Origin of the sequence: Bavariicoccus seileri WCC 4188 (assembly GCF_000421665.1) — a bacterium.
GTDB classification, from domain to species: Bacteria; Bacillota; Bacilli; order Lactobacillales; family Aerococcaceae; genus Bavariicoccus; species Bavariicoccus seileri.
The window spans coordinates 1-21,200 of sequence record NZ_ATXL01000007.1; the positions used below are offsets into that span (position 1 = coordinate 1).

A 21,200-nucleotide genomic window follows, 5' to 3' on the forward strand; every position below is an offset into this window, starting at 1 on the left:
CTTATAGCTCAAAGCTAATCACTTCAGGAACAACTTTATAATCCGTGTTCCTGAAGTAGCTTTTTCATCCATAAGTCAATCTAGCAAGAAAATTACAAATTTTCTGCTATCTCGTCTTATGGCTCAAAGCTAATCACTTCAGGAACAACTTGATTTGGGTTCTGCTATTATCGCCGATGTAGTAGGTCTGGTATCAAATCGTGTCCCAATTTTGATTAATTGATCGAGGTTATGGTGATAGTTTTCTGCAAATACGACTGCATATAAGACATCCAACAGGTAGCAAATGGAAGTATTGATTGTAAAGTTAGCGATTTTTGAGTACAGTCTTTCTCTGGTTGTAATGTTTAAGACGCAATCGACGGCTTCAGTTAGTTTATTATCTCCAATGCTAGTGATGCCAATCATTTTAGCCCCAGTTGTTTGTAGTATCTCAGCCACTTTTAATATCATAGCATTCTCACCTGTGTAAGAAATCAATATGACACAGGTTTTTTCATCGGTATTAACGGATTCATAAGCTTGTTCACCATCAATGTTTGAGATTGTAACGTTCTTTTTCAGGCGCCTCATCTTTAGAATGAAGTCTCTTGAGATGAGCGTATTCACATTACTACCAAATATTTTGATAGTATTTGCTTCGTGTAGCAATTTTTTGGCGTGCTCTAGGCTATTGTGGTGGATGAGGGAGAGTGAGTCTTCTATAGTGGTTTGTTCGAGTTTTGCTAATTTTTGAGCAATAGTCATAATACTATCATTAGAAGAAAAAGGTAGGTTAGCATCAATGTCGCCAAAGTGACTATTGATATAATCCAATTCTTCTAAATAAGCGGATTTGAGGTCGAGCCAACCATCAAATCCTAGTTTTTTAGCAACGCGAATGAAGGTAGAAGGGTGAACATAGGTTTTATCAGCTAGTTGTTTGATGGTAACTTGTTTCACAGCATCTGGATAAAGTAGTAAATAATCGATGACAGACCGTTCTGCTGGAGCTAATTTAGCCTGTCTCATTTTTTCTTGAAGTAACATAAGTGCCTCCTAATCAGTATTTAATTGGTTTTTCAAATTGAGTTTAGGTTATCTATCAGACGTTTCTGGGATAAGTAGCTAGGAGTGAAAAATAATCAGATAAGATGATATATTTCGAAAAAATTTGTATTTTATGTAAATTTTGTAATCGCTACAATTTATATTTTTTTCCATTTTTTCTCCGATGTGACAATCAACCAAGTGCTACATCATAAATACTAGATTGGTACTATCATACTAGAATAAGGGAACTCGGTCTATAAAATGTGGCTCAAAAAAAATACGTTTGATACTCTAGAACATACGATTCTAATAGTTTTTAGAGCTTTTATGCTTGTTTGACGTTGTTTGAGACGATGTTAGTGTTTGATTGACGTAGATTGATGGCAGTAAAAAATTAATAGCTCATGTAAGCATCTTTTTGCAAATGTCGTTTACAAAAAGGGAGAATAGACGTTAAAAAGTTGTAAATCTTTTTGGAGTTTTTACCATATGACTTGTGTTGTGTGTTTACGTAATCGATAATAGACTTGTAAACTAAGTTGTTATCAACTCAGGTATTATCAACTGTAAGTGATAAAAAAGAGAGGATGGAAAGATAAATGGCATTTAGAAAAGACTTTTTATGGGGGGGCGCTACTGCCGCGAATCAATGTGAGGGTGGTTACGATAAGGATGGTCGTGGTCTAGCGAATGTTGATGTTGTTCCAATCGGCGAGGATCGTCTACCTATCATCACTGGACAAAAGAAATCATTTGATTTCGATGATGATCATTTCTACCCCGCAAAAGAAGCAATCGATATGTACCATCGTTATAAGGAAGACATTGCCTTGTTTGGTGAGATGGGATTCAAGACTTACCGCTTGTCTATTGCTTGGTCACGTATTTTTCCAAAAGGTGATGAAACAGAACCCAATGAAGCAGGGTTACAGTTTTATGAAGACTTATTCAAAGAGTGTCACAAACATGGTATCGAGCCATTAGTAACGATTACGCACTTTGATTGTCCAATGCATCTGGTTGAAAAGTATGGTGCTTGGCGTTCACGTGAATTAGTGGGATTTTATGAAAATCTCTGTCATGTTATTTTCAATCGTTATAAGGGATTAGTTAAATATTGGTTGACCTTCAACGAAATCAATATGATTCTTCATGCTCCATTTATGGGAGCAGGTCTTTATTTTGAGGAAGATGACAATGTTGAGCAAGTGAAGTATCAATCTGCTCATCACGAATTATTGGCTTCCGCGATCGCAACAAAAATCGCTCATGAAGTAGATCCTGAAAACAAAGTTGGTTGTATGCTAGCAGCTGGAGCGTACTATCCATATACCAGTAATCCAAAAGACGTCTGGGCGAGTCGTCAAGCGGATAGAGAAAACTATTTCTTTATCGATGTTCAATCTCGTGGGGAATATCCTCAATATGCTCTGAAAAAATTGGAAAGAGCTGGGATAGAACTGGATATTAGAGATGGGGATCTTGAATTACTGAAAGAAAATACAGTAGATTTTGTATCATTCTCTTACTATTCATCACGTGTTGCTACAACAGATCCAAAATTATTAGAAAAGACTGCCGGTAATATCTTTGAATCAGTTAAGAATCCATATCTAGAAGCAAGCGAGTGGGGATGGCAAATCGATCCTCTAGGCTTACGAATCACTTTAAACGATATTTATGACCGTTATCAAAAACCACTATTTATCGTTGAAAATGGTTTAGGGGCTGTGGATACTCCAGATGAAAATGGTTATGTTCAAGATGACTATCGCATCAATTATCTAGCAGAACATATCAAGGCTATGAAAGACGCTGTAGAACTAGATGGTGTCGATTTATTAGGATATACGACTTGGGGTTGTATTGATCTAGTTTCTGCGGGGACAGGTGAGATGAAGAAACGGTATGGTTTCATCTATGTTGACCGTGATAACGAGGGACATGGGACGTTGAAACGTACGAAGAAAAAATCGTTTGATTGGTATAAAAAAGTAATCGCTACAAATGGTGAAGATTTGAGTAATGATTAAGGACTAAGCTCATTCTTAAATAACTCATTTGGGTGATATGGTGAAAATACAAGTAAACTAGAAAAGAGACGGCGAAAATTCGCCGTCTCTTTTTCTAGTTATCTATGAGTAGTCTATCTACCTATCAGGTAAATAAGATGCGGTATTCTTTTGGGGAATAATTTGCTTCTTGTTTAAAAATCTTACAAAAATGGCTCTGGTTACTAAAGTGAAGTTGTTCAGCAATTTCTTTAAGGGAGAGGTCTGTATTAGCTAACAGGTATTTCGATTCATTTATCCGTGCTTGATGGATAAATTTTTTAAGAGAATGGCCAGTTTCACGTTTAAACAGGGATGATAAATAAGCTGCATTGACAGACACGTCAGTGGCAATGTCTTCATTATTGAAGTCGTGGTATAGGCTGCGATAGATAAATTCAATAGCATTATTGACGATAACGGATTTATAGCGGTACTGGTGACTCTTGATCAACAAGGAAAAATCGGTGACGACGTTATTCAGGAAAGGTCTAATATCGTGGACTCCTTGAATTTTATCGATTTGGCGGATCAAGCGATCAGATAGGCGATAAGCGATTGTTGCAGGACAACCATCTTTAATGGCCTCACGTGTCAATAAGGCGATGAAGCATATCAATCGATATTTTTTGCTTGTCAAATCATCTTCAGCCAGTTTTGAGGTATTCACTTTCAGGATGTTCTTCAATATATTTTGGATTGCAACGTAATTGCCAGACTTTAATTGTTTGAAAAATATTTTCTCTAATTCGTAGTTATCTGTGAAATCTAATTGTTCTGAGACCATGTCTGGTAATGCTGTCCGAAGTTGAGTTGGTTGTTGTCTTTTAGTATTCTCTGTTTTTTTGAAGGTCACACTTTTTACAGGAAGTGCATCGTTACAACTTAAAATACTAGCGGCAATTGAACAGGTTTTTTGTAAGTGTTGAAACTGTTCTTCAGTTGTTATTTCAGCAATTGTTTTTTCATCTTCTTCGACAGGAATATCTGAATGGATAAGTAAGGTGTAAGTGGTGTCCTTGGTGCTAGCGGAAACGACAAAGAGATAGGTTTTATAGGAAGAAATCAGAGCAATATGAGTAAGGGATGCTGTAGACAGGATATCTGCTGTCGCTTTATCGGTCAAAACAGATTCCATCTTGGAACTTTGATAAACACGGATTCTATCTTGATAAACGGCAAATGGCTCTGTAATAAAGTGGGTCAATGCAGCTATTTTATCAGTAGTTGTCATAACAATGCCTCCAGACATCTAATAATAATACTATAATACTAAAAATAGTGATATAAAGAAAGCGCTTTATATCGTAAAATGAAATTGATCAATCAAGTGCAAAAAAAGAATCATTAGATAGGTGTATAAGCGCTTGAAGTGGTCAATAGATCACTGGAAGTAATCAAATCGTTGTTACTCATTATCTTACTAAATGAGGGATCCATTACAAGTGGCACTGAATTATCCGCTTTTTCCACAAAAATTTTGTCGTTAAATTACCATCCAGTGTGCCGACAAACGTATCGGAATCATTAAGTCCGTCATTTTTAGCTGGTGGTATCTTAATCATCGTATTCTTGATTAGACTCTTGTTCAAATTTGCACCAATCTTGTCAAATTTTGGAGACATCTTTTCTTTCATTTCTGGGATTATCCAAGTGCCACTACAAGATATTGTTGGTTCACCCTTATCCTTGATCTTGATCCTATCGTTAGCAAACTTATTCTGGTATTTTGGGATTCATCCCCAAGTGGTCTATAGTGTGATTACTCCAATCGTGATGGCCAATTCAATTGCCAATATTACGGCCTATACAGCTGGTCAACCCATGCCATATGTACTATTTTCTGTTGTAGGACTTGCCTGTGGGACAGGATTTGGTGGACAAGGAGCGACACTTGGACTAGTCGTCTCGATATAATCATTGGGAATGCTTATGCCAGCGAAGAAGAGCTTAAAAAAGCTAGTGAGACATTTAAGAGACAAGAAACAGTGCTAGAAATCATACCACGTGATAATTTACTGCCAATAGAGAAGAGCATCCTTTTTGAAAATCAGCATTCCTATCGTGGAGACCGTTCAAATTATATGGTCAGATCATCGGTGACGCGCTATTACTATTACGAAGAAGGTGTCCCAGAAAATAATAATGGAGAGCCAATCATCTTTGGAGATGTGCTACTTTTGAATGAGCAGTATGCTTAGTATATAGGAGAAATCCAACTGGCACTTAGAAATAGGCCAGGAGACACGCGTATCAACCACTTGGGAAAACTGACAGAAGGTAGCAAAGTTTTGTTGAAAGCTTTGAAACCATACACTGACTTTCGTGTAGAAGTGCAAAATAGGTAAAGGAACATTAGTAGTAGGGGTCATGAGTCCTGATAGGACAGCTACTCTAGAGATTCTAATCCGTAATAACTAAAAACAGAGACAAAAACAGTGATGAAAAATTAGAGACAAAAATGTCGAACCCAAATGTAGGGTTCGACATTTTTCGTTAAATCAAGTCTTATTGTTTCTTGCCCTTTAATTCTTCAACAATTTCAGCAGCAGCCTTTTTGATGTCTCCGCCTAATTGTTTGGCACGACCTTCGATTTTCTTCTTATCATCATCAGTCAATTTACCGTATTCTTCTTCAACTTTACCGAATACTTTATCTTTCAAGCCATCTAATTTGTGTTTTGTTTCATCTGCCATAATATCTCCTTCTTTCTAGTAGTATTTTATTTCCTACTATCAGTGTACCGCCAACGATATCAAAACTCTAACAATACGATTTTGATGAATTGTAAGGGTATCTAAACAGATTATTTTACCACGGTAACGTAACCTGTTACTATAAAATAAGGAGATGAATTGCTAAATGAATTTAGGAGGAGGTTTGTGTCTAGTAATAAGACAAAGAAAGGTAATATTTACCACAGGATTAGGTGACTATTAAACAAGAGGCTATGACAAGAGGCTAGTCAAATAGCTTTAACTTCAACTTATTGTAAGTTTTAAGGATAAGATAGTTAGAATGTTGTCATAACCCGTTGTTTAATAATACTAGTGTTTATCAGTTATAAGTATTTTCTCATAGTAAAACTGGTAAAGAAAATTCGAAGGAGGCTATTTATGACAGATTTTTATCAAAAAACTGCCGATGAGGCATTAGAAATGTTTAATTCAGACAAAAAGAGTGGGTTAACAACTGAGGAGGCTCACGAGCGACTTGAGGAGTATGGTCCGAATTCTATCACGCAACAGAAGTCCAAATCTGCTTGGGATCTTTTATGGCATAATTTAAATAATTTGATTGTCTATCTATTATTAGCAGCAGCGATTTTATCGTTCGCGATGGGGGAAACTGTTGAAGGTATCGCTGTATTGATTGCAGTTGCGTTAGCGGTATTGACAGGTTTCTTTACGGAGTTAAAGGCTCAAAAGTCTGTGGATTCATTGCAAAGTATGATCTACACGACGTCAAAAGTCATCAGAGATGGTGATGTTGAGCAGATCAAGTCAAGTGAGTTAGTCCCAGGCGATATTATGGTCCTCGAAGAGGGTGATGCTATTGCAGCTGATGGTAGGATAATCACTAGTCGTAATTTTGCTTGTATCGAGTCAGCTTTGACAGGTGAATCAGAAGCTGTTGAGAAGAGTTGGCGCGAGACTTATGATGACGAGATTCCTTTAGGAGATCGGCGTAATGTTGTCTTTGCTGGTACTGCTGTGACGCGCGGGAGTGCTTATGTTGTTGTCACTGAAACTGCCATGAAAACTGAAGTTGGTAAAATTAGTGGTATGTTGACTAATAGTGGTGGTGATAAGACGCCGCTTGATTTAGAACTAGACAAGTTAGGGAAAGCCTTGATTATTGTAGCTTTGATCGCTGGTATTGCTGTATTAATTGCTGGGACATTGACTAATCAGCCGTTTACCGAAATGGCTCATATTTCAATCATTTTAGCTGTTGCCGCTATACCTGAGGCAATGCCAGCTGTATCGACAATCACCTTATCACGTGGTATGAAAACGATGGCTGAGCATAAGGCATTAGTTAAATCCTTGTCAGCAGTAGAAACGTTAGGGTCTACAAGTATTATCTGTAGTGATAAAACAGGAACTCTGACTGAAAATCAAATGACTGTTGTCGAGGTCGTTCTTGCTAATGGCGATCATTTCGAGGTGTCTGGTAATGGTTATGAGCCAGTTGGTTCTATTGAAAAAGACGGCAAAGAGATTGATCCGAATGACAATGAGGATTTGATCGAGCTAATTCGTGACGGTGTGCTATGTAATACCGCCCAATTGAAGCAAAGTGACGATCAGTATGATATCGTCGGCGATCCTACAGATGGGGCACTCGTGGTTTTTGGGGCGAAAGTTGGTCTTAGAAGACGTCATCTTGAAGAAGATAACTGGGAGAAAGTCGCAGAGTTGCCTTTTGATTCCGAAAATAAATTTATGGTCTCGGTTTATGATCACGATAACGGCAAAAGGACTCTGATCATGAAGGGAGCTCCAGATGTATTGATGGATCTCTCTGTACATACCGATGAAACCTATCAAAAATGGCAATCTGCTAACGAGGAGATTGCTGCAAATGGGCATCGTGTTATTGCAATTGCTAGTATCTCAGACTATCAAGGTAGTATAGAGGATACTGAACTGAAGGATTCACTGGATAACTTGAGTCTGAATGGCTTGGTAGGAATCATTGATCCACCAAGAACCGATGTCTTTGATTCAATTGCACTATCTCAAGCCGCAGGGATTCAAGTTAAAATGATCACTGGTGATCATCCAAAGACCGCCTCAATCATTGCAAGAGATATTGGTCTTAAGAATTATGAAAAAACGATGACTGGTCGCGAGATTGATCATGCAGTTGATACACCAGAATTTGAAGAACAAGTCAGAGAAACAGCAGTATTTGCGCGTGTGTCACCTGAGAATAAACTGCAAATCGTCAGAGCTTTAAGAGAGCAAGGCGAAGTGGTAGCAATGACGGGTGATGGTGTCAATGATGCACCAGCGCTAAACGGTGCGGATATTGGTGTTGCTATGGGGATCAGAGGTACTGAAGTAGCCAAAGAGTCTTCTGATATGATTCTGACGGATGATCGGTTTGGAACGATTGTAGACGCTATTAAAGAAGGACGTATTATTTTTGATAATATTAAAAAATACGTCGCATTTCTATTTTCATGTAATATGGTCGAGATCATTACCATTTTACTCAGTGTCGTCTTCTTACTGCCAATGCCAATTCAACCACTACATATACTTTTCTTGAACTTAGTGATTGATATTGCTCCAGCAATGTCTTTGGCATTTGAACCGGCAGAAGCAAACCTGATGGAGAGAAACCCAAGATCACGGTCAGAGAGCTTAGTCAATAAACTATTCTTGGGCCGTATCATACTCAGTGGATCTGTGATTGGTTTAACTGCTTTTGGCTTATTTACAGTCCTGATGGCAAATAATTACCAGTTGATCTACGCTCAAACTGCTACATTTACATTTATGGCTATTGGCCAATTAATGCATATTTTTAACGTTCGTAAACAAAATAGTTTCGGCTTTGATAAGTCACTATTTAAAAATAGAGCATTGGTTTTTGCCTTGCTACTCTCTGTAGTGTTACAAATGCTTGCTGTATATCTACCATTTATGAATGCTGTATTGGGAACCGCTCCAATTGGGTTGATTACGTGGGTAGCAATCTTTGTTGCAGCAGCTATTTCAACAATTGTAGTGATGCTACTAAAAAAAGTAATCAACTTTAATTGATGCGAGAAAGTAAATTGTTGGAATAATTGTTTACTAGAAAATAACTGAAGAGAAAAAGCGAATAGAAAACTGAATAAAAGAACTGAGTAAAAGAACCGAGTAAAAGAACTGAATAAAAAAATATGATAGAAAAAAGAAACTGGCTGAACAACCATGAGAAGCAGGTTGCAGGCTAGTTTCTTTTGATATTTTGAAAGAATGACGATATATAGTAAGATAAGACCATGACTAATTAGTGATGTAGGTCGTAAACTAATAAATGGAGTATATAAAAATATGATAGAATTTTATAAGTGTACGGATAAAGCAGTGACGGCTGTGACCGAAAAAAGCGAAGCTAATTGGATAAATTTGACCCATGCAACTCTAGGTGATCTCGAAAATGTAGCGACAGAATTAGGCATAGATCCTACGCACTTGGCTTATGTTTTAGATGATGAAGAGTATTCACGAATGGTAGCACTTGAGGATAATAAGTACATCATTGTCGATATTCCAGCGAAACTTGGTGGGAATGATCTCATGGATTATAATACGGTGCCGTTGTCAATCTCAGTTGTTGGGAATCGTGTTGTAACAGCCACTACAGTTGATCATGATCTTTTTGATGAGGCTACAAGAGAACGTTTGGTATTAGATGCTAAAGAAACAACGGAGGTCCTAGTCCTTAAGATTGTATTAACGATCATCAACCAATATCAACGGCTTTTGCGTCAGATAGACCATGAACGGTTGAATCTAGAAAATAAAGGTGCGAGTGATACATCAAAAAACGATGTGATTAAAGCGCACCAATTGGAATCTGTTATTGTTTATTTTGAAACGTCATTGCGTTCTTTAGAGGTTGTGTTGAATGAACTGAAGTTGAGTCTGCCAAAACGAATGATCTCCTATGAAAGAGACTTATTCTCTGCCGTTTTCTTGGAGGTCAAGCAAGCGATAGAGATGGCGTCAATTTATCGAAATATTATGGGGAATACGAGAGAATTGCTTTCAACATTGATCGATATCAGCTTGAACAATATCATGAAATTTATGACATCCATCACTGTTGTCATGGCTATACCAACCATTATTTCAGGGTTTTATGGGATGAATGTTTCTAATGACGGTGTGCCATTCGCTCAGACAATCAATGGCTTTCATATCGTGGTCATCATCTCATTTATCATTTCAATTCTTCTAGCAATATGGTTACGTCGCAATAAATGGATGTAGTGATACAGTAGTTATGACTAGTTTTTGCTTTTAGTCGCAATTAGTCCTCTGTCAAGTGATTATAAACACCGTGCAATAGGTCTATGACATGTTGATCATCTAGGCTATAGTAGACGGACTTGCCTTTGCGTCTGCTTTTGACAAGTCGGGCTATTTTTAAGGTCTTCAACTGATGGGAAACAGCGGATTGTTCCATTCCTAAAGCATTTTGTAAGTCAGATACACGCCATTCTTTTGTCAAAAGTAGCGTGACAATCGACAAGCGTGTTTGATCACCTAGAGCTTTAAATAGTTGTGTAGCTCGTTTAATAGTATCTTTATCAATAGCAATTTTATTAATAGTACCTTTATCAATGGTATTTTTATCTATGTCGTTCATACGTAAAACTCCCTAAAAATAATAGTACAATTCGACATCATATAGATGTAAATCGGAACAATTACTATTTTACACTAAAATAACTAAAGATGAAAAATTTGTTGATCGATGTGGAGGAAAAGAGTTGTCATGGAGCAAAAATCGTCGAAAGAATTGATTTCAATCGTATTCCCATATTTTAAAAAATATCAGGCTACGCTCTATTTAGATTTAGCTTGTGCAGCGCTGACTACGGTGGCAGAGATGGGGTTGCCAATTCAATTTTATTGAGGCAACTAACAAATCGTGCTCAGAATCCCATTCAACAGGTAACACTGTCATTTGTTACCCAATTAGCCATAATCTATACGCTGATGAAAATCATTGAAGTGGCAGCTGGATATTATATGACGAATGTTGGTCACATGATGGGTGCGAAGATTGAAACGGATATGAGGAGTGATATCTTCAACCATTTGCAGTCTTTACCTGATGCCTATTATAACGAGAATAAGGTTGGTCAACTGATGTCTCGCTTGACCAACGATTTATTTGATATCACAGAGTTTGCTCATCATTGTCCAGAAGAATATTTTATCGGATTTATCAAATTGGTAGTCTCCTTAATTGTACTGGGAAGTATTCAGTTGCCTTTGACCCTCATTTTATTTGCGCTGATTCCTCTCATGTTTTGGTCGGCTACCCGATTCAGGCATAAGATGAGGCGAGCACAACAAGAACAACGTCAACAAGTCGGGTATTTGAATGCTAACATTGAGGACTCTTTGCTAGGAATTAGAGTGGTGAAAAGTTTTGCTAACGAATCCGTTGAAAAGCAAAAGTTTGAGGCAGACAACCAACATTTCTTATTTATCAAGCGTCATTTCTATCGGGCAATGGCCGGATTTCAAACGATCACAAAGACGTTTGATGGTCTGATGTACTTAGTTGTTTTGGTCGGCGGTGGCTACTTAATGATGATTGGTAGTATGGACCCGGGTGATCTACTAGTCTTTATCATGTATGTGAACCTATTATTTGCAACAATAAAGCGAATCGTTGAGTTTACAGAGCAATTTCAAAAAGGAATGACCGGAATCGAAAGATTCCACGAGGTTATGGCGACTGAATCAGATATCTATGATAAAGAAAACGCGGCTATCATCAAAAAAACAGAGGGAAATATCACGTTTGATCATGTCAGTTTTGCTTATCCGGGTCATGATAACAAAGTGCTTGATAAAGTTTCCTTAGAGGTCAAGAAAGGGCAAAAAATTGCATTTGTTGGTCCTAGTGGAGCAGGAAAATCGACCATTTGTAACTTGATTCCGCGTTTTTATGATGTAACTGCTGGCTCTATTTTGGTAGATGGTCACGACATTAGGGATGTTACCATCAAGTCTTTGCGAAATAATATCGGTATTGTTCAACAAGATGTTTACCTATTCTCCGGTAATGTCAGGGAGAACATTCGTTATGGCAAACAAAGTGCCTCTGAAGAAGAAATCGTTGCAGCAGCAAAACTGGCAGGTGCACATGACTTTATCCTGGGTCTTGAAAATGGTTATGACACCTATATTGGAGAACGGGGCGTCAAGTTATCTGGGGGACAAAAACAACGGCTATCTATCGCTCGTGTGTTTTTGAAAAATCCGCCAATTCTTATTTTAGATGAGGCAACTTCTGCTTTAGATAATCAAAGTGAATTAATTGTTCAATCTTCTCTTGAAAAATTGGCACTTGGCAGAACGACAATCACCATTGCCCATCGTTTGACAACTGTTCAGGATGCAGACGTCATCTATGTGATGACCGAAGGTGGTATTATTGAGCATGGCACTCATCAGGAGTTAATGGACAAGAGAGCTTATTATTATCATCTTTATAATCGAGATGATGTGATGGGATTAGGACCAAGTGGACCTCTTACAGGAGCAGACGCTACAAAAAATAGTCAACCTCATCAAGTCCGCGCCTAGTCTAACAAAACTGCCCTTTTTATGTGAGTTAAAATAACAAGTTGTGGTAGATGTGGGTTGCAAAGATTTTTAAATTATGAGAGTATTTTAATGTGATTGATTCTAATAACCTAAGTCATAAATTAGGAGTATCTTATTAGGTGGTTTATAAATAAAACAAAGGATGTGCACTTCATGAAAAATCGATTATCGATTATAAGTATGGTCATGGCATTGTTAGCTTTCTTTCTAGTGACCTCGTCTCATCAAGCTTCTGCAGATGAGAAGAAATACATTATTGCAACTGATACCACGTATGCACCATTTGAGTACGAAGATAATGGTGAATATGTTGGGATAGATATGGATCTTATCCGTGCAATAGCTGAGGATCAAGGGTTTGAAATCGAAATCCGTCCACTTGGTTTTAATGCTGCTGTTCAAGCATTAGAGGCTAAGCAAGTTGATGGTGTTATTGCTGGTATGAGTATCACGGATGAAAGAAAGCAATCATTTGATTTCTCAGATCCTTATTACAGTGCTGGTACCACGTTTGCTGTTAAGAAAGATTCTGGCATCAAGTCATATGATGATTTGAATGGCAAGACTGTTTCAGTAAAAACAGGGACGACGGGTGCAGACTTTGTTAATTCGATCAAAGATGAGTACAATCTGAAAATAACGACGTTTGAAGATTCAGCCAATATGTACGAAGACGTCCTGGCTGGAAACTCTGATGCTGCTTTTGAAGATACGCCTGTTATGGCTTATGCTATCAAATCTCAAGGCTTAGATCTTGAGATACCAACGGATACAGAAGAAGCAAAATCTGATTTAGGATTTGCCGTTTCTAAGGGTGAAAATGCTGAGCTATTGCAAATGTTCAATGATGGGTTAGCTAACTTACAAGCTAGCGGTGAATTTGAAGAAATCCTCAACAAGTACATTGGGGAAGATGCAACAGTAGAAAAAGCAGATAATTCATTCTTTGGCTTAATCAAAGCGAATTGGCAACAATTATTGAATGGTCTTGGTAAAACACTACTGATTACCTTAGTTTCAATCATATTCTCGTTAATCATTGGGATGTTGATTGGCTTTATGAGTATTTCAAGAAATACGATTTTAAACGGCATTGCCGTTGTTTATACAGGTATCTTTAGAGGGTTACCAATGATTGTATTAGCCTTCTTCGTTTACTTTGGGATTCCAAGTATGTTTGGCATCAAATTAGGGTCTACTGCAGCAGGTATCATTTCACTGAGTTTGAATGCTGGTGCCTTCATGGGTGAGATATTTAGAGGTGGTGTCAATGCCGTGCCGGTCGGACAAATGGAAGCCGCTCGAAGCTTAGGGTTGCCGTATCGCCCAGCAATGTCAAAAATCATCTTGCCACAAGCGATTCGAATCATGGTACCGTCATTTATCAACCAATTTGTAACGACCTTGAAGGATACGTCTATCCTTTCAGTTATTGGCTTAGTTGAGTTGACACAAACAGGTAAGATCATCATTGCTAGAACGTATGCATCTGGTAATATGTGGATGATTATAGGTATCATGTATATCATTGTCATCACGATCTTAACCTTTATTTCCAACAGGCTTGAAAGGAGATTGAAGTAATGACTAAGACTATAGTGACTGTAAAGGACCTTAAAAAGACTTTCGGGACCAATGAAGTTTTAAAGGGCATCGATATTGAAATCACTGAAGGTGAAGTTGTCTGTGTAATCGGACCATCTGGTTCTGGTAAAAGTACTTTCTTGCGTTGCTTGAACCGCTTAGAAGATATCTCTGGTGGAGAAGTAGAAGTTGATGGTTGGGTCCTTACTGATCCCAAAACAAACATCAACAAAACGCGTCGTAAAATCGGGATGGTGTTCCAACAATTCAACTTGTTCCCACATTTGACAGTAACGGAAAATATTACATTAGCTCCGGATACCCTAGGGATTGGGTCTAAAGAGGAAAATACGAAAAAATCCCATCATTTATTGGAAACGGTTGGCTTGGCTGATAAAGCTGATGCCTATCCGCGTTCGTTGTCAGGTGGTCAAAAACAACGGGTGGCTATTGCTCGTGCATTAGCGATGGAACCAGATATCATGCTTTTTGATGAACCAACAAGTGCTCTTGACCCAGAAATGGTTGGCGATGTGTTGAACATCATGAAAAAACTAGCCAATGATGGGATGACCATGGTAATCGTGACTCATGAAATGGGATTCGCTCGAGAAGTAGCGGACCGTGTGTTATTCATGGATGGCGGTTATATTGTAGAACAAGGAAAACCAAGTGAAATATTTAGTAATCCTAAAGAAAAAAGAACCAAAGACTTCTTAGATAAGGTCCTCTAAAAAGGGTTTGATAGGACCTTAACAAAAAAAAAGTTAGAGTGACTATTAAGTAAATGATTGCCATACTTCGACTATGGCGATTGTTTACTTTTTTTATTATTATAGATATGATAATTATAGTTAGACTACTATTTCACAAAAATAATAGTAATGATTCCAAAACAGTATTTTGTACGGAAGATTTACCATATGATGTTATCCTGTTACCGTGCGTTTTCAGTTAGGAGATGAGTTAATGCTATCATTCAAAGTAGGAAGAAAGACGATTGATCCACCAGTTAGGAAAGAGAGAACTGCGGAATTGCCTATCGAGGAGGCCGCAGAGAGTGAATTGTACTATTTCCCTCTGAGTATGCATATTGGTAAGCCGGCAGATTTAGTTGTAGAGGTGGGCGATCAGGTGAAAGTAGGTACGCTACTGGGTAAAAAAAGTGGCCCTATTTCCGCCAATATCCACTCAAGTGTCTCTGGCGAGGTGATTGCCATAAGAGAGCATACAACTGTTAATGGTCGGGAAAAAACAGTTGTAGTCCAGAATGACCATAACTACACCGAAGACTTTGCCACACCAATCAATTGGCGTTTGAGTGATGCTCAGACTATTATTGATCGCGTTAGGGATGCTGGAATCGTTGGGATGGGTGGCGCAACTTTTCCCACTGATATCAAATTATCCCCCAAAAATGCGAGCACAATCGATACAATCATTGTTAACGGAGCAGAGTGTGAATCCTACTCAACTAGTGATTATCGTGTGATGATGGCTTATTCGGCACAATTGGTTGACGGGTTATTGGTCCTTGAAAAGGTGTATCCTGGGTTAAAGCATAGCTATATTGCGATCGAACGAAATGAGCATGAATGTGTTCGAAATATGTCTCACGCGATCAAAAACCATCAAGAGATCAGTATTGAGGAATTACCAACACTGTATCCTCAAGGAGCAGAAAAAACGCTAATCAAAACAGTTCTGGGTCGGGAGGTCTCTCCAGGGCAACTGCCTGCAGATGTTCATACAGTAGTCATTAATGTCTCGACCTTGTATGCCATTTATGAAGCCATTGTCTTAGGTAAGCCATCAGTAGAACGGATAACGACTGTGACTGGCGGTGGCATCAAGACTGCAAAGAACTTAAGAGTAAGAATTGGGACGCCACTAAGAACCCTTCTTGAACAATGTGGTGGTCTGAAAGATGATACCTATAAAATGATTCATGGTGGTACCATGATGGGGAGATTGTTCAATCACCCGGACAATCCGATTTTAAAGGGGACTTCATGTGTGATTGCCCTTACACCAGAGGAAAGTCAGTTTGATCCCGAGGAACCTTGTATTCGCTGTAGCGAATGTTTAAATGTTTGTCCAGTTAGTTTACAACCAATCTTGATCAGCGAAGCTTATCGCAATGGGGATATTGAAAGAGCAAAAGAGCTGGGCGCTCTTGATTGTATTGAATGTGGTAACTGTAGTTATATTTGTCCCGCACATATTGATTTATTAGGCGATATCAGAAAGGCAAAATCAGCCATTAGGGCTTTAGAGGGGGCAAAGTGATGACTGATAAAACACTGGAAGAACGCTTTGAGGCTTTCAATAAACGTCCTTCACCACACTTTTTCACTCGAAATAAAACGAATACGATCATGGCCAAGGTTTTACTAGCCTTATGCTTGCCAGCCGCAGCAGGGGTTTACTACTTTGGATTACGGGTCATTCTAATGATCTTAGTGGGCGCTGCATCTTCTGTCTTTTTTGAGTGGTTGTACGTTTATATCAAGCGGGATACGTTGAGGATCAATGATCTCAGTGCTGTTGTGACGGGAGTATTGATTGGTTTGAGTTTACCGGTCACAGCACCGCTATTCACTATTGTGATCGGATCAGCAATAGCAATTTTACTTGTTAAGATGCCATTTGGTGGTATCGGAAAGAATCCCTTTAACCCCGCAGTTGCGGCCCGTGTGAGTTTGAAATTATTCTTTTCTCCTTGGATTACTAATTGGGTATTGCCATTGACACCAAGTCAAGATGTAGTGACAACAGCTACACCCTTAGAATCTATTGGTCACTTTGCTAGTAGTGTCCCAGCAGGCACACCTAGCTTATGGGAATTATTTATAGGACACAACTTGGGTGGACCAGTTGGCGAAACCTGTAAATTGGCATTATTACTAGCAATGCTTTATCTCATTTTTCAAAAAATTATCAATCCATGGATTCCATTACTGTATATGGCAACTCTAATGGTTACAGTTGCTTTCTTCTCAGAAAAAGGGTTTGACCTGCAATTCATGCTGACGCATCTCTTGTCAGGTTCAGCGACATTTGTAGCCGTTTTTATGACTACTGATTATAGTTCTGGAGCATTGACTCCTAATGGTCAGAAAGTCTTTGGAATAGGGTGTGGCTTATTGACAGGTCTTATACGGATGCTGTTGAATTTACCGGGTGGCGCAGGTATTGCTGTCTTAGTAATGAACGCTTCAGTACCCTTGTTGGATAAATGGTTCGCCCCAAGAATTTATGGGCATAAAAAAAGTGTTAGCCATGAACTGACTTAACACTAGGGTTGCTAATATAGATTACAAAAAACAGTAGTGGGGGACCACCCCTGTTTTTTTTAGTTGTCGTTATATCTTTTTAGTTGTCGTCACAATTGCATCTTGCAGTTATTCTCATAATGACATCTTTGTATGACATCTTTGTCGGTAGTGTCATGTTTATATCTTTAAGGTGTGCATAGAAGACGTAGGCATAAGAGATATAAACAAAAGAGACGCAAGCAAAAGAGACGCAAGCCTAAAAGATGTGGGTATAAAAAATGGGAGTTTAATTTTTCTTAGACTGATTTTTAGTTGTTGTAGACTTGTCTGAGGTTTTATCCTCGCTATCAGTTAGATCATCACTAGTTTGTGACGAACCATTTTCAATATACGGCTTATTTTTAGTGATATAAAACCGGCGACGATCTTGCCATTTCATTTGGTTCAAAAAATGTTCCAATTGGTTCAATTGTGGCAACCAGTTAACAAAAACGGCAACGGCGATACCAACTAGTGTTTCAATAACTCTTTCAGTTGCAAATAGAATTGGTGAGACATCTGTTTGATTGTTCAGAGAAATAATCAAATAAACGATGACCGAAATTATAGTAGCACCGGTTTTATTAATCTTGATGATGAAAATCATCAATGGCAAACCAAAAAAACCAACTAACAGATAGTAGAGTAATGAATCGGTACTGATTAGTAACCAAGATTCAAAAATCGTAACAAAGAGATAAGCATAAATACCAGCTATCAGCGTTCCCATCACTCGGTTAAGAGCGGCTTCTTTCGTTGAGCCTAAACTCGGTCTTAAGCAAACGACCATTGCTACAGCTGCTTGAAAAGGCGTATCGGATGACCTGTAATAACCAATTACGAGCGTAATGATCAAACCAATCACCGTTTTGAACACACGCATTCCTGGAGTATAGTCTAAAATATAATGCCTGACATATCCCCAGGGCTTGTAGGTATAAGGAGACATGTGGCGCGGATTTTTATTTTTCTGGTCTGATTTGTTAGGGCTCATAGCACTTTTGATCATCCTTTCGTTAGTTACAGTATAATATAGATTGAGGTTAACAAGCAAAATTCACGCTATCAGTCATGTCTTAAAGCATCTACTGGATCGAGACGACTAGCTGAATACGCTGGGATCAAACTAGCTATCATACTGATAAAAATGCTGATACCTATACCAAATAAAAGGTAGGCGAGTGTCGGATGCAAGATAGTCGTGTCAAACAAGTCCATAATAAGGTTGTTCCCAATCACCGTTAACAATAGTGCTACACCGATACCGATTAGGCCGCCAAATAGGCCGATTAGAAAAGCTTCGCTCACAAAAATACGTCGAATGTCTTTCTTGCGAGCTCCGATGGCTTTCATAACCCCAATCTCTTGTGTTCGCTCAACGACAGAAATATACATGACAGTCAAAATCATGATAGCTGAGACAACCAGTGAGATACCTGCAACGCCTGTCAGGACATATGTGAAAATATCGATCATTTGGGAGAAGGTGTCTGCTAAGATATCAGCATCCCCGCCGCTATATCCAAGGGATTTGATATCTTGTTTGACTTGATCCGTATGTTGCCGGTCATCAACGACTAAGTAAGCAGCATTTGGTTCAAGCTCGAGTCCATTATCTTCATAGAGCTTTTTCAAGTGGTCATATGTAAATTGGACACTATCAAGGGCGCCAGCAATGCCAGCTGATGGGCCATTTGGATTGTAGATTCCACTGATCTTGAAGTCTCCTGTGATTTGTTTAGTATCAACCGTTAGGACCATGGAAACCGTCTGTCCAACGAGGCTATCAGGATCATCTTGATTGATTTTTTCCGCTAAGGATTGATTTACCATAATCGTTTGATCATCTGGCATCTCTCCAGCTACGATATCATTTGGTGAGATGATGGCAGAAATCGTAGAGAAATTCATAAAGGAATAGGATTGGTCGCCATAGGTCAATGCAGATCCACCAAATGAAAAATTAGAGTAGGCTTTGCTGACTTCTGTCACGTGGTCGATGGTTGCTAGTTTATCGAGGTCAGATTGAGCAAAGGGTTTGCTAGTCGGTCCAGCTAAATCTGGTTGCTCGTCATCGCCATTACTAGTTGACGTTTCCACTGGCATTTGTGCCTCTGCAATAGTGGGATTGACATTCTTTTGCATTTGGTCGTTAAGATAGTCGTTAACACCTTTTCCTAGAGAAAGCATTAAAACCACACTCATAATGCCAATACTACTTCCTAAAGCAATTAAAATATTACGAGAAAGTTTTTCCTTCATATTGAGGAGTGCCAATTTAATCGCTGAAAACAAAGAAAGTTGCTTAACAGTTTGATCAGCCTTGGCAGCCACATGAAATCCTTTTTTGAAGTGCCTTTCAAAAGTTTCGTCTTTTTTGATTTGTCCATCAGCAATCGTAATAACGCGATTGGACCGTTGTGCGACTCGGCTAGAGTGAGTGACCATGATAACGAGCTTGCCATCAGCAGCGATGGACTCAAGAATATCTAACACTTGTTCGGTTGTTTTAGAATCAAGTGCTCCAGTGGGCTCATCAGCAATAATCACATCAGGGTCGTTAATCAGAGCACGAGCAATAGCGACACGTTGTTTTTGACCACCAGACAGTTGATTTGGTTTTTTGTGGAGCTGTTCTTTTAGTCCAAGAACTTCTAATAGTTCTTTTGCCCGTTCTTGTCTGATTTTTTTGGAGACATTAGAGAGTGTCATTGCGAGACTGACATTTTCTAAGACACTAAGATGAGAAACGAGGTTGAAACTTTGAAAGACGAATCCAACTTTTTTCTTATGATAAAGAACCATATCTTTTTGGCTAAAGTTAGCGATATTGTCGCCACCAACCACAACATCTCCAGAAAAATCGGAGTCAAGACCCCCAATGACATTCATCAGAGTTGATTTACCACTACCAGATTCACCGATGATCGAAACAAGCTCTCCCTTGTCAAGATCAAGGTCAATAGACTTTAAAACGTGAAAATCAGGTTGGTTTGTTATTTTATAATATTTATTTAGATTTTTAATTGAGAGGTAAGACATGTGTTCTCCTTCTATGAGTCATTGTTTTTGTAGTAAAGGTATTAGAGCATTAAGGGCGGGACCAGATACCAATAGGGGCGATCCGAACATCACCGGCATTGACATCTCCCGGATACTGTAGCAACCCATTTTTACCGAATTGTAAGCATAAGGTCGTTTTTGCCTTAATGGCTGTCCCAAGTATCTCACCAGAGTCAGCAGCGATGCCAGATGGGATATCGATCGAGAAGACAGGAATGTTACTAGCATTGATCTGATGGATAGCAATCGCATAGGTGTCGATAATATCACGGTCTAAACCGATCCCAAAAATAGCATCAACAATAGTGGTGTAGGGTGAAAGATCGTCTAGATCCTGCAAGTCGATTTGTGGGATATGCAGTTTTTCGGTGATAAGTAGTTGCTCTTTAAAGAGGTCACTCCCATGATTACTACCACCTGGGCAGCAGATACTAACGGGTATGTTTTTCTCTTTCAAAAGACGGGCAAGTGCTAAGCCATCTCCACCATTATTACCGTTTCCAGCAACAATCAACACGTGTGTCATATCAAACGTGAAACTCAATTCCTCATAACTAGCAAGAGCTGCGCGTTCCATTAAAACGATAGCCGAAATCCCAAGTTCTTCGATTGTGTACTTTTCTGCTGAGGTAATAGCAGATACAGAAAGATAACGTGAAAGTGCCATTTGTATTCTCCTTTCTAAAACAGACGATAGTGATATCATATTGCTAATTGTATGATACTGATTATAATGTATCAAGTCAGTTATTACATAAGGTTTTCTGCAAATATTAAGAGAACTTTAAACACCATATTC

The 21,200-nt window shown here is 38.7% G+C and carries 17 protein-coding genes and 1 pseudogene; 11 read left to right on the forward strand and 7 right to left on the reverse strand.

All coding sequences use genetic code 11. From position 1 onward, the window contains the following. Window positions 1-138 precede the first annotated feature (138 nt). Window positions 139-1,029 (reverse strand): MurR/RpiR family transcriptional regulator, encoded by an 891-nt coding sequence (locus H541_RS0102565; RefSeq protein ID WP_022795785.1) that lies wholly within the window; start codon window positions 1,027-1,029, stop codon window positions 139-141. Between the two features lie 602 nt (window positions 1,030-1,631). On the opposite strand from H541_RS0102565, the gene H541_RS0102570 reads away from it, so the two are divergent. Next, a complete protein-coding gene (locus H541_RS0102570; RefSeq protein WP_022795786.1) occupies window positions 1,632-3,065 on the forward strand; it encodes a 6-phospho-beta-glucosidase in 1,434 nt (477 codons plus the stop codon). Window positions 3,066-3,189: 124 nt separating this feature from the next. On the opposite strand, the gene H541_RS0102575 is transcribed toward H541_RS0102570, so the two are convergent. Then, the gene (locus H541_RS0102575; RefSeq protein ID WP_022795787.1) at window positions 3,190-4,317 is read right to left on the reverse strand and encodes a helix-turn-helix domain-containing protein; all 1,128 of its coding nucleotides are present in this window, start codon (window positions 4,315-4,317) and stop codon (window positions 3,190-3,192) included. A 224-nt stretch (window positions 4,318-4,541) separates the two neighbouring features. On the opposite strand from H541_RS0102575, the gene H541_RS0102580 reads away from it, so the two are divergent. Further along, window positions 4,542-5,000 (forward strand): PTS transporter subunit EIIC, encoded by a 459-nt coding sequence (locus H541_RS0102580; protein ID WP_276202754.1) that lies wholly within the window; start codon window positions 4,542-4,544, stop codon window positions 4,998-5,000. 71 nt (window positions 5,001-5,071) lie between these two features. Then, window positions 5,072-5,431, forward strand: a pseudogene (locus H541_RS13585) (DUF871 domain-containing protein). Window positions 5,432-5,591: 160 nt separating this feature from the next. On the opposite strand, the gene H541_RS0102590 reads toward H541_RS13585, so the two are convergent. Beyond that, window positions 5,592-5,780, reverse strand: coding sequence for a CsbD family protein (locus H541_RS0102590; RefSeq protein ID WP_022795790.1), 189 nt, complete (start codon window positions 5,778-5,780; stop codon window positions 5,592-5,594). A gap of 420 nt (window positions 5,781-6,200) precedes the next feature. On the opposite strand from H541_RS0102590, the gene H541_RS0102595 reads away from it, so the two are divergent. After that, window positions 6,201-8,861, forward strand: coding sequence for a cation-translocating P-type ATPase (locus H541_RS0102595; RefSeq protein ID WP_022795791.1), 2,661 nt, complete (start codon window positions 6,201-6,203; stop codon window positions 8,859-8,861). 276 nt (window positions 8,862-9,137) lie between these two features. Next, window positions 9,138-10,079 (forward strand): magnesium transporter CorA family protein, encoded by a 942-nt coding sequence (locus H541_RS0102600; RefSeq protein WP_022795792.1) that lies wholly within the window; start codon window positions 9,138-9,140, stop codon window positions 10,077-10,079. 40 nt (window positions 10,080-10,119) lie between these two features. Here H541_RS0102600 and H541_RS0102605 read toward each other — a convergent pair whose 3' ends face one another. Then, window positions 10,120-10,458, reverse strand: coding sequence for an ArsR/SmtB family transcription factor (locus H541_RS0102605; protein WP_022795793.1), 339 nt, complete (start codon window positions 10,456-10,458; stop codon window positions 10,120-10,122). A gap of 129 nt (window positions 10,459-10,587) precedes the next feature. Between H541_RS0102605 and H541_RS13490 the strand changes: the two genes are divergently transcribed. The 6 genes from H541_RS13490 to H541_RS0102630 all read left to right on the forward strand — a co-directional run bounded on the left by H541_RS13490 (window position 10,588) and on the right by H541_RS0102630 (window position 17,317). Continuing rightward, on the forward strand, window positions 10,588-10,728 hold the full coding sequence (locus H541_RS13490; protein WP_205617797.1) for a hypothetical protein: 141 nt from the start codon (window positions 10,588-10,590) through the stop codon (window positions 10,726-10,728). Further along, window positions 10,725-12,416 carry an ABC transporter ATP-binding protein gene (locus H541_RS12475; protein ID WP_205617798.1) on the forward strand — a complete coding sequence of 564 codons (1,692 nt, stop codon included), beginning with the start codon at window positions 10,725-10,727 and terminating at the stop codon, window positions 12,414-12,416. The genes H541_RS13490 and H541_RS12475 overlap by 4 nt, the downstream gene beginning before the upstream one ends. Before the next feature lie 174 nt (window positions 12,417-12,590). Next, window positions 12,591-14,021, forward strand: a complete 1,431-nt coding sequence (locus H541_RS0102615; RefSeq protein ID WP_022795794.1) for an amino acid ABC transporter substrate-binding protein/permease — start codon at window positions 12,591-12,593, stop codon at window positions 14,019-14,021. After that, window positions 14,021-14,755, forward strand: coding sequence for an amino acid ABC transporter ATP-binding protein (locus H541_RS0102620; protein WP_022795795.1), 735 nt, complete (start codon window positions 14,021-14,023; stop codon window positions 14,753-14,755). The genes H541_RS0102615 and H541_RS0102620 overlap by 1 nt, the downstream gene beginning before the upstream one ends. A 235-nt stretch (window positions 14,756-14,990) precedes the next feature. Further along, window positions 14,991-16,310 carry an electron transport complex subunit RsxC gene (gene rsxC / locus H541_RS0102625; RefSeq protein ID WP_022795796.1) on the forward strand — a complete coding sequence of 440 codons (1,320 nt, stop codon included), beginning with the start codon at window positions 14,991-14,993 and terminating at the stop codon, window positions 16,308-16,310. Next, window positions 16,310-17,317: an RnfABCDGE type electron transport complex subunit D gene (locus H541_RS0102630; RefSeq protein WP_022795797.1), complete on the forward strand. Its 1,008-nt coding sequence runs from the start codon at window positions 16,310-16,312 to the stop codon at window positions 17,315-17,317. Before rsxC ends, H541_RS0102630 begins: the two co-directional genes overlap by 1 nt. Before the next feature lie 268 nt (window positions 17,318-17,585). Here H541_RS0102630 and H541_RS0102635 read toward each other — a convergent pair whose 3' ends face one another. The 3 genes from H541_RS0102635 to H541_RS0102645 all read right to left on the reverse strand — a co-directional run bounded on the left by H541_RS0102635 (window position 17,586) and on the right by H541_RS0102645 (window position 21,068). After that, complete coding sequence (locus tag H541_RS0102635) at window positions 17,586-18,332, reverse strand: FUSC family protein (protein ID WP_022795798.1); 747 nt, start codon at window positions 18,330-18,332, stop codon at window positions 17,586-17,588. A gap of 71 nt (window positions 18,333-18,403) precedes the next feature. After that, window positions 18,404-20,380 (reverse strand): ABC transporter ATP-binding protein/permease, encoded by a 1,977-nt coding sequence (locus H541_RS0102640; RefSeq protein ID WP_022795799.1) that lies wholly within the window; start codon window positions 20,378-20,380, stop codon window positions 18,404-18,406. Between the two features lie 49 nt (window positions 20,381-20,429). Then, entirely contained in the window at window positions 20,430-21,068 is a 639-nt protein-coding gene (locus H541_RS0102645) for an NAD(P)H-hydrate epimerase (protein ID WP_022795800.1), read from the reverse strand. Window positions 21,069-21,200: the final 132 nt, after the last annotated feature.

Coding starts and splice junctions, on each gene's coding strand:
- H541_RS0102645 (WP_022795800.1), bottom strand. CDS start 21,068: ATGGCACTTTCACGTTATCTTTCTGTATCTGCTATTACCTCAGCAGAA.
- H541_RS0102635 (WP_022795798.1), bottom strand. CDS start 18,332: ATGAGCCCTAACAAATCAGACCAGAAAAATAAAAATCCGCGCCACATG.
- H541_RS0102615 (WP_022795794.1), top strand. CDS start 12,591: ATGAAAAATCGATTATCGATTATAAGTATGGTCATGGCATTGTTAGCT.
- rsxC (WP_022795796.1), top strand. CDS start 14,991: ATGCTATCATTCAAAGTAGGAAGAAAGACGATTGATCCACCAGTTAGG.
- H541_RS0102640 (WP_022795799.1), bottom strand. CDS start 20,380: ATGTCTTACCTCTCAATTAAAAATCTAAATAAATATTATAAAATAACA.
- H541_RS0102630 (WP_022795797.1), top strand. CDS start 16,310: ATGACTGATAAAACACTGGAAGAACGCTTTGAGGCTTTCAATAAACGT.
- H541_RS0102590 (WP_022795790.1), bottom strand. CDS start 5,780: ATGGCAGATGAAACAAAACACAAATTAGATGGCTTGAAAGATAAAGTA.
- H541_RS0102605 (WP_022795793.1), bottom strand. CDS start 10,458: ATGAACGACATAGATAAAAATACCATTGATAAAGGTACTATTAATAAA.
- H541_RS0102600 (WP_022795792.1), top strand. CDS start 9,138: ATGATAGAATTTTATAAGTGTACGGATAAAGCAGTGACGGCTGTGACC.
- H541_RS0102575 (WP_022795787.1), bottom strand. CDS start 4,317: ATGACAACTACTGATAAAATAGCTGCATTGACCCACTTTATTACAGAG.
- H541_RS13490 (WP_205617797.1), top strand. CDS start 10,588: ATGGAGCAAAAATCGTCGAAAGAATTGATTTCAATCGTATTCCCATAT.
- H541_RS0102620 (WP_022795795.1), top strand. CDS start 14,021: ATGACTAAGACTATAGTGACTGTAAAGGACCTTAAAAAGACTTTCGGG.
- H541_RS0102565 (WP_022795785.1), bottom strand. CDS start 1,029: ATGTTACTTCAAGAAAAAATGAGACAGGCTAAATTAGCTCCAGCAGAA.
- H541_RS0102570 (WP_022795786.1), top strand. CDS start 1,632: ATGGCATTTAGAAAAGACTTTTTATGGGGGGGCGCTACTGCCGCGAAT.
- H541_RS0102595 (WP_022795791.1), top strand. CDS start 6,201: ATGACAGATTTTTATCAAAAAACTGCCGATGAGGCATTAGAAATGTTT.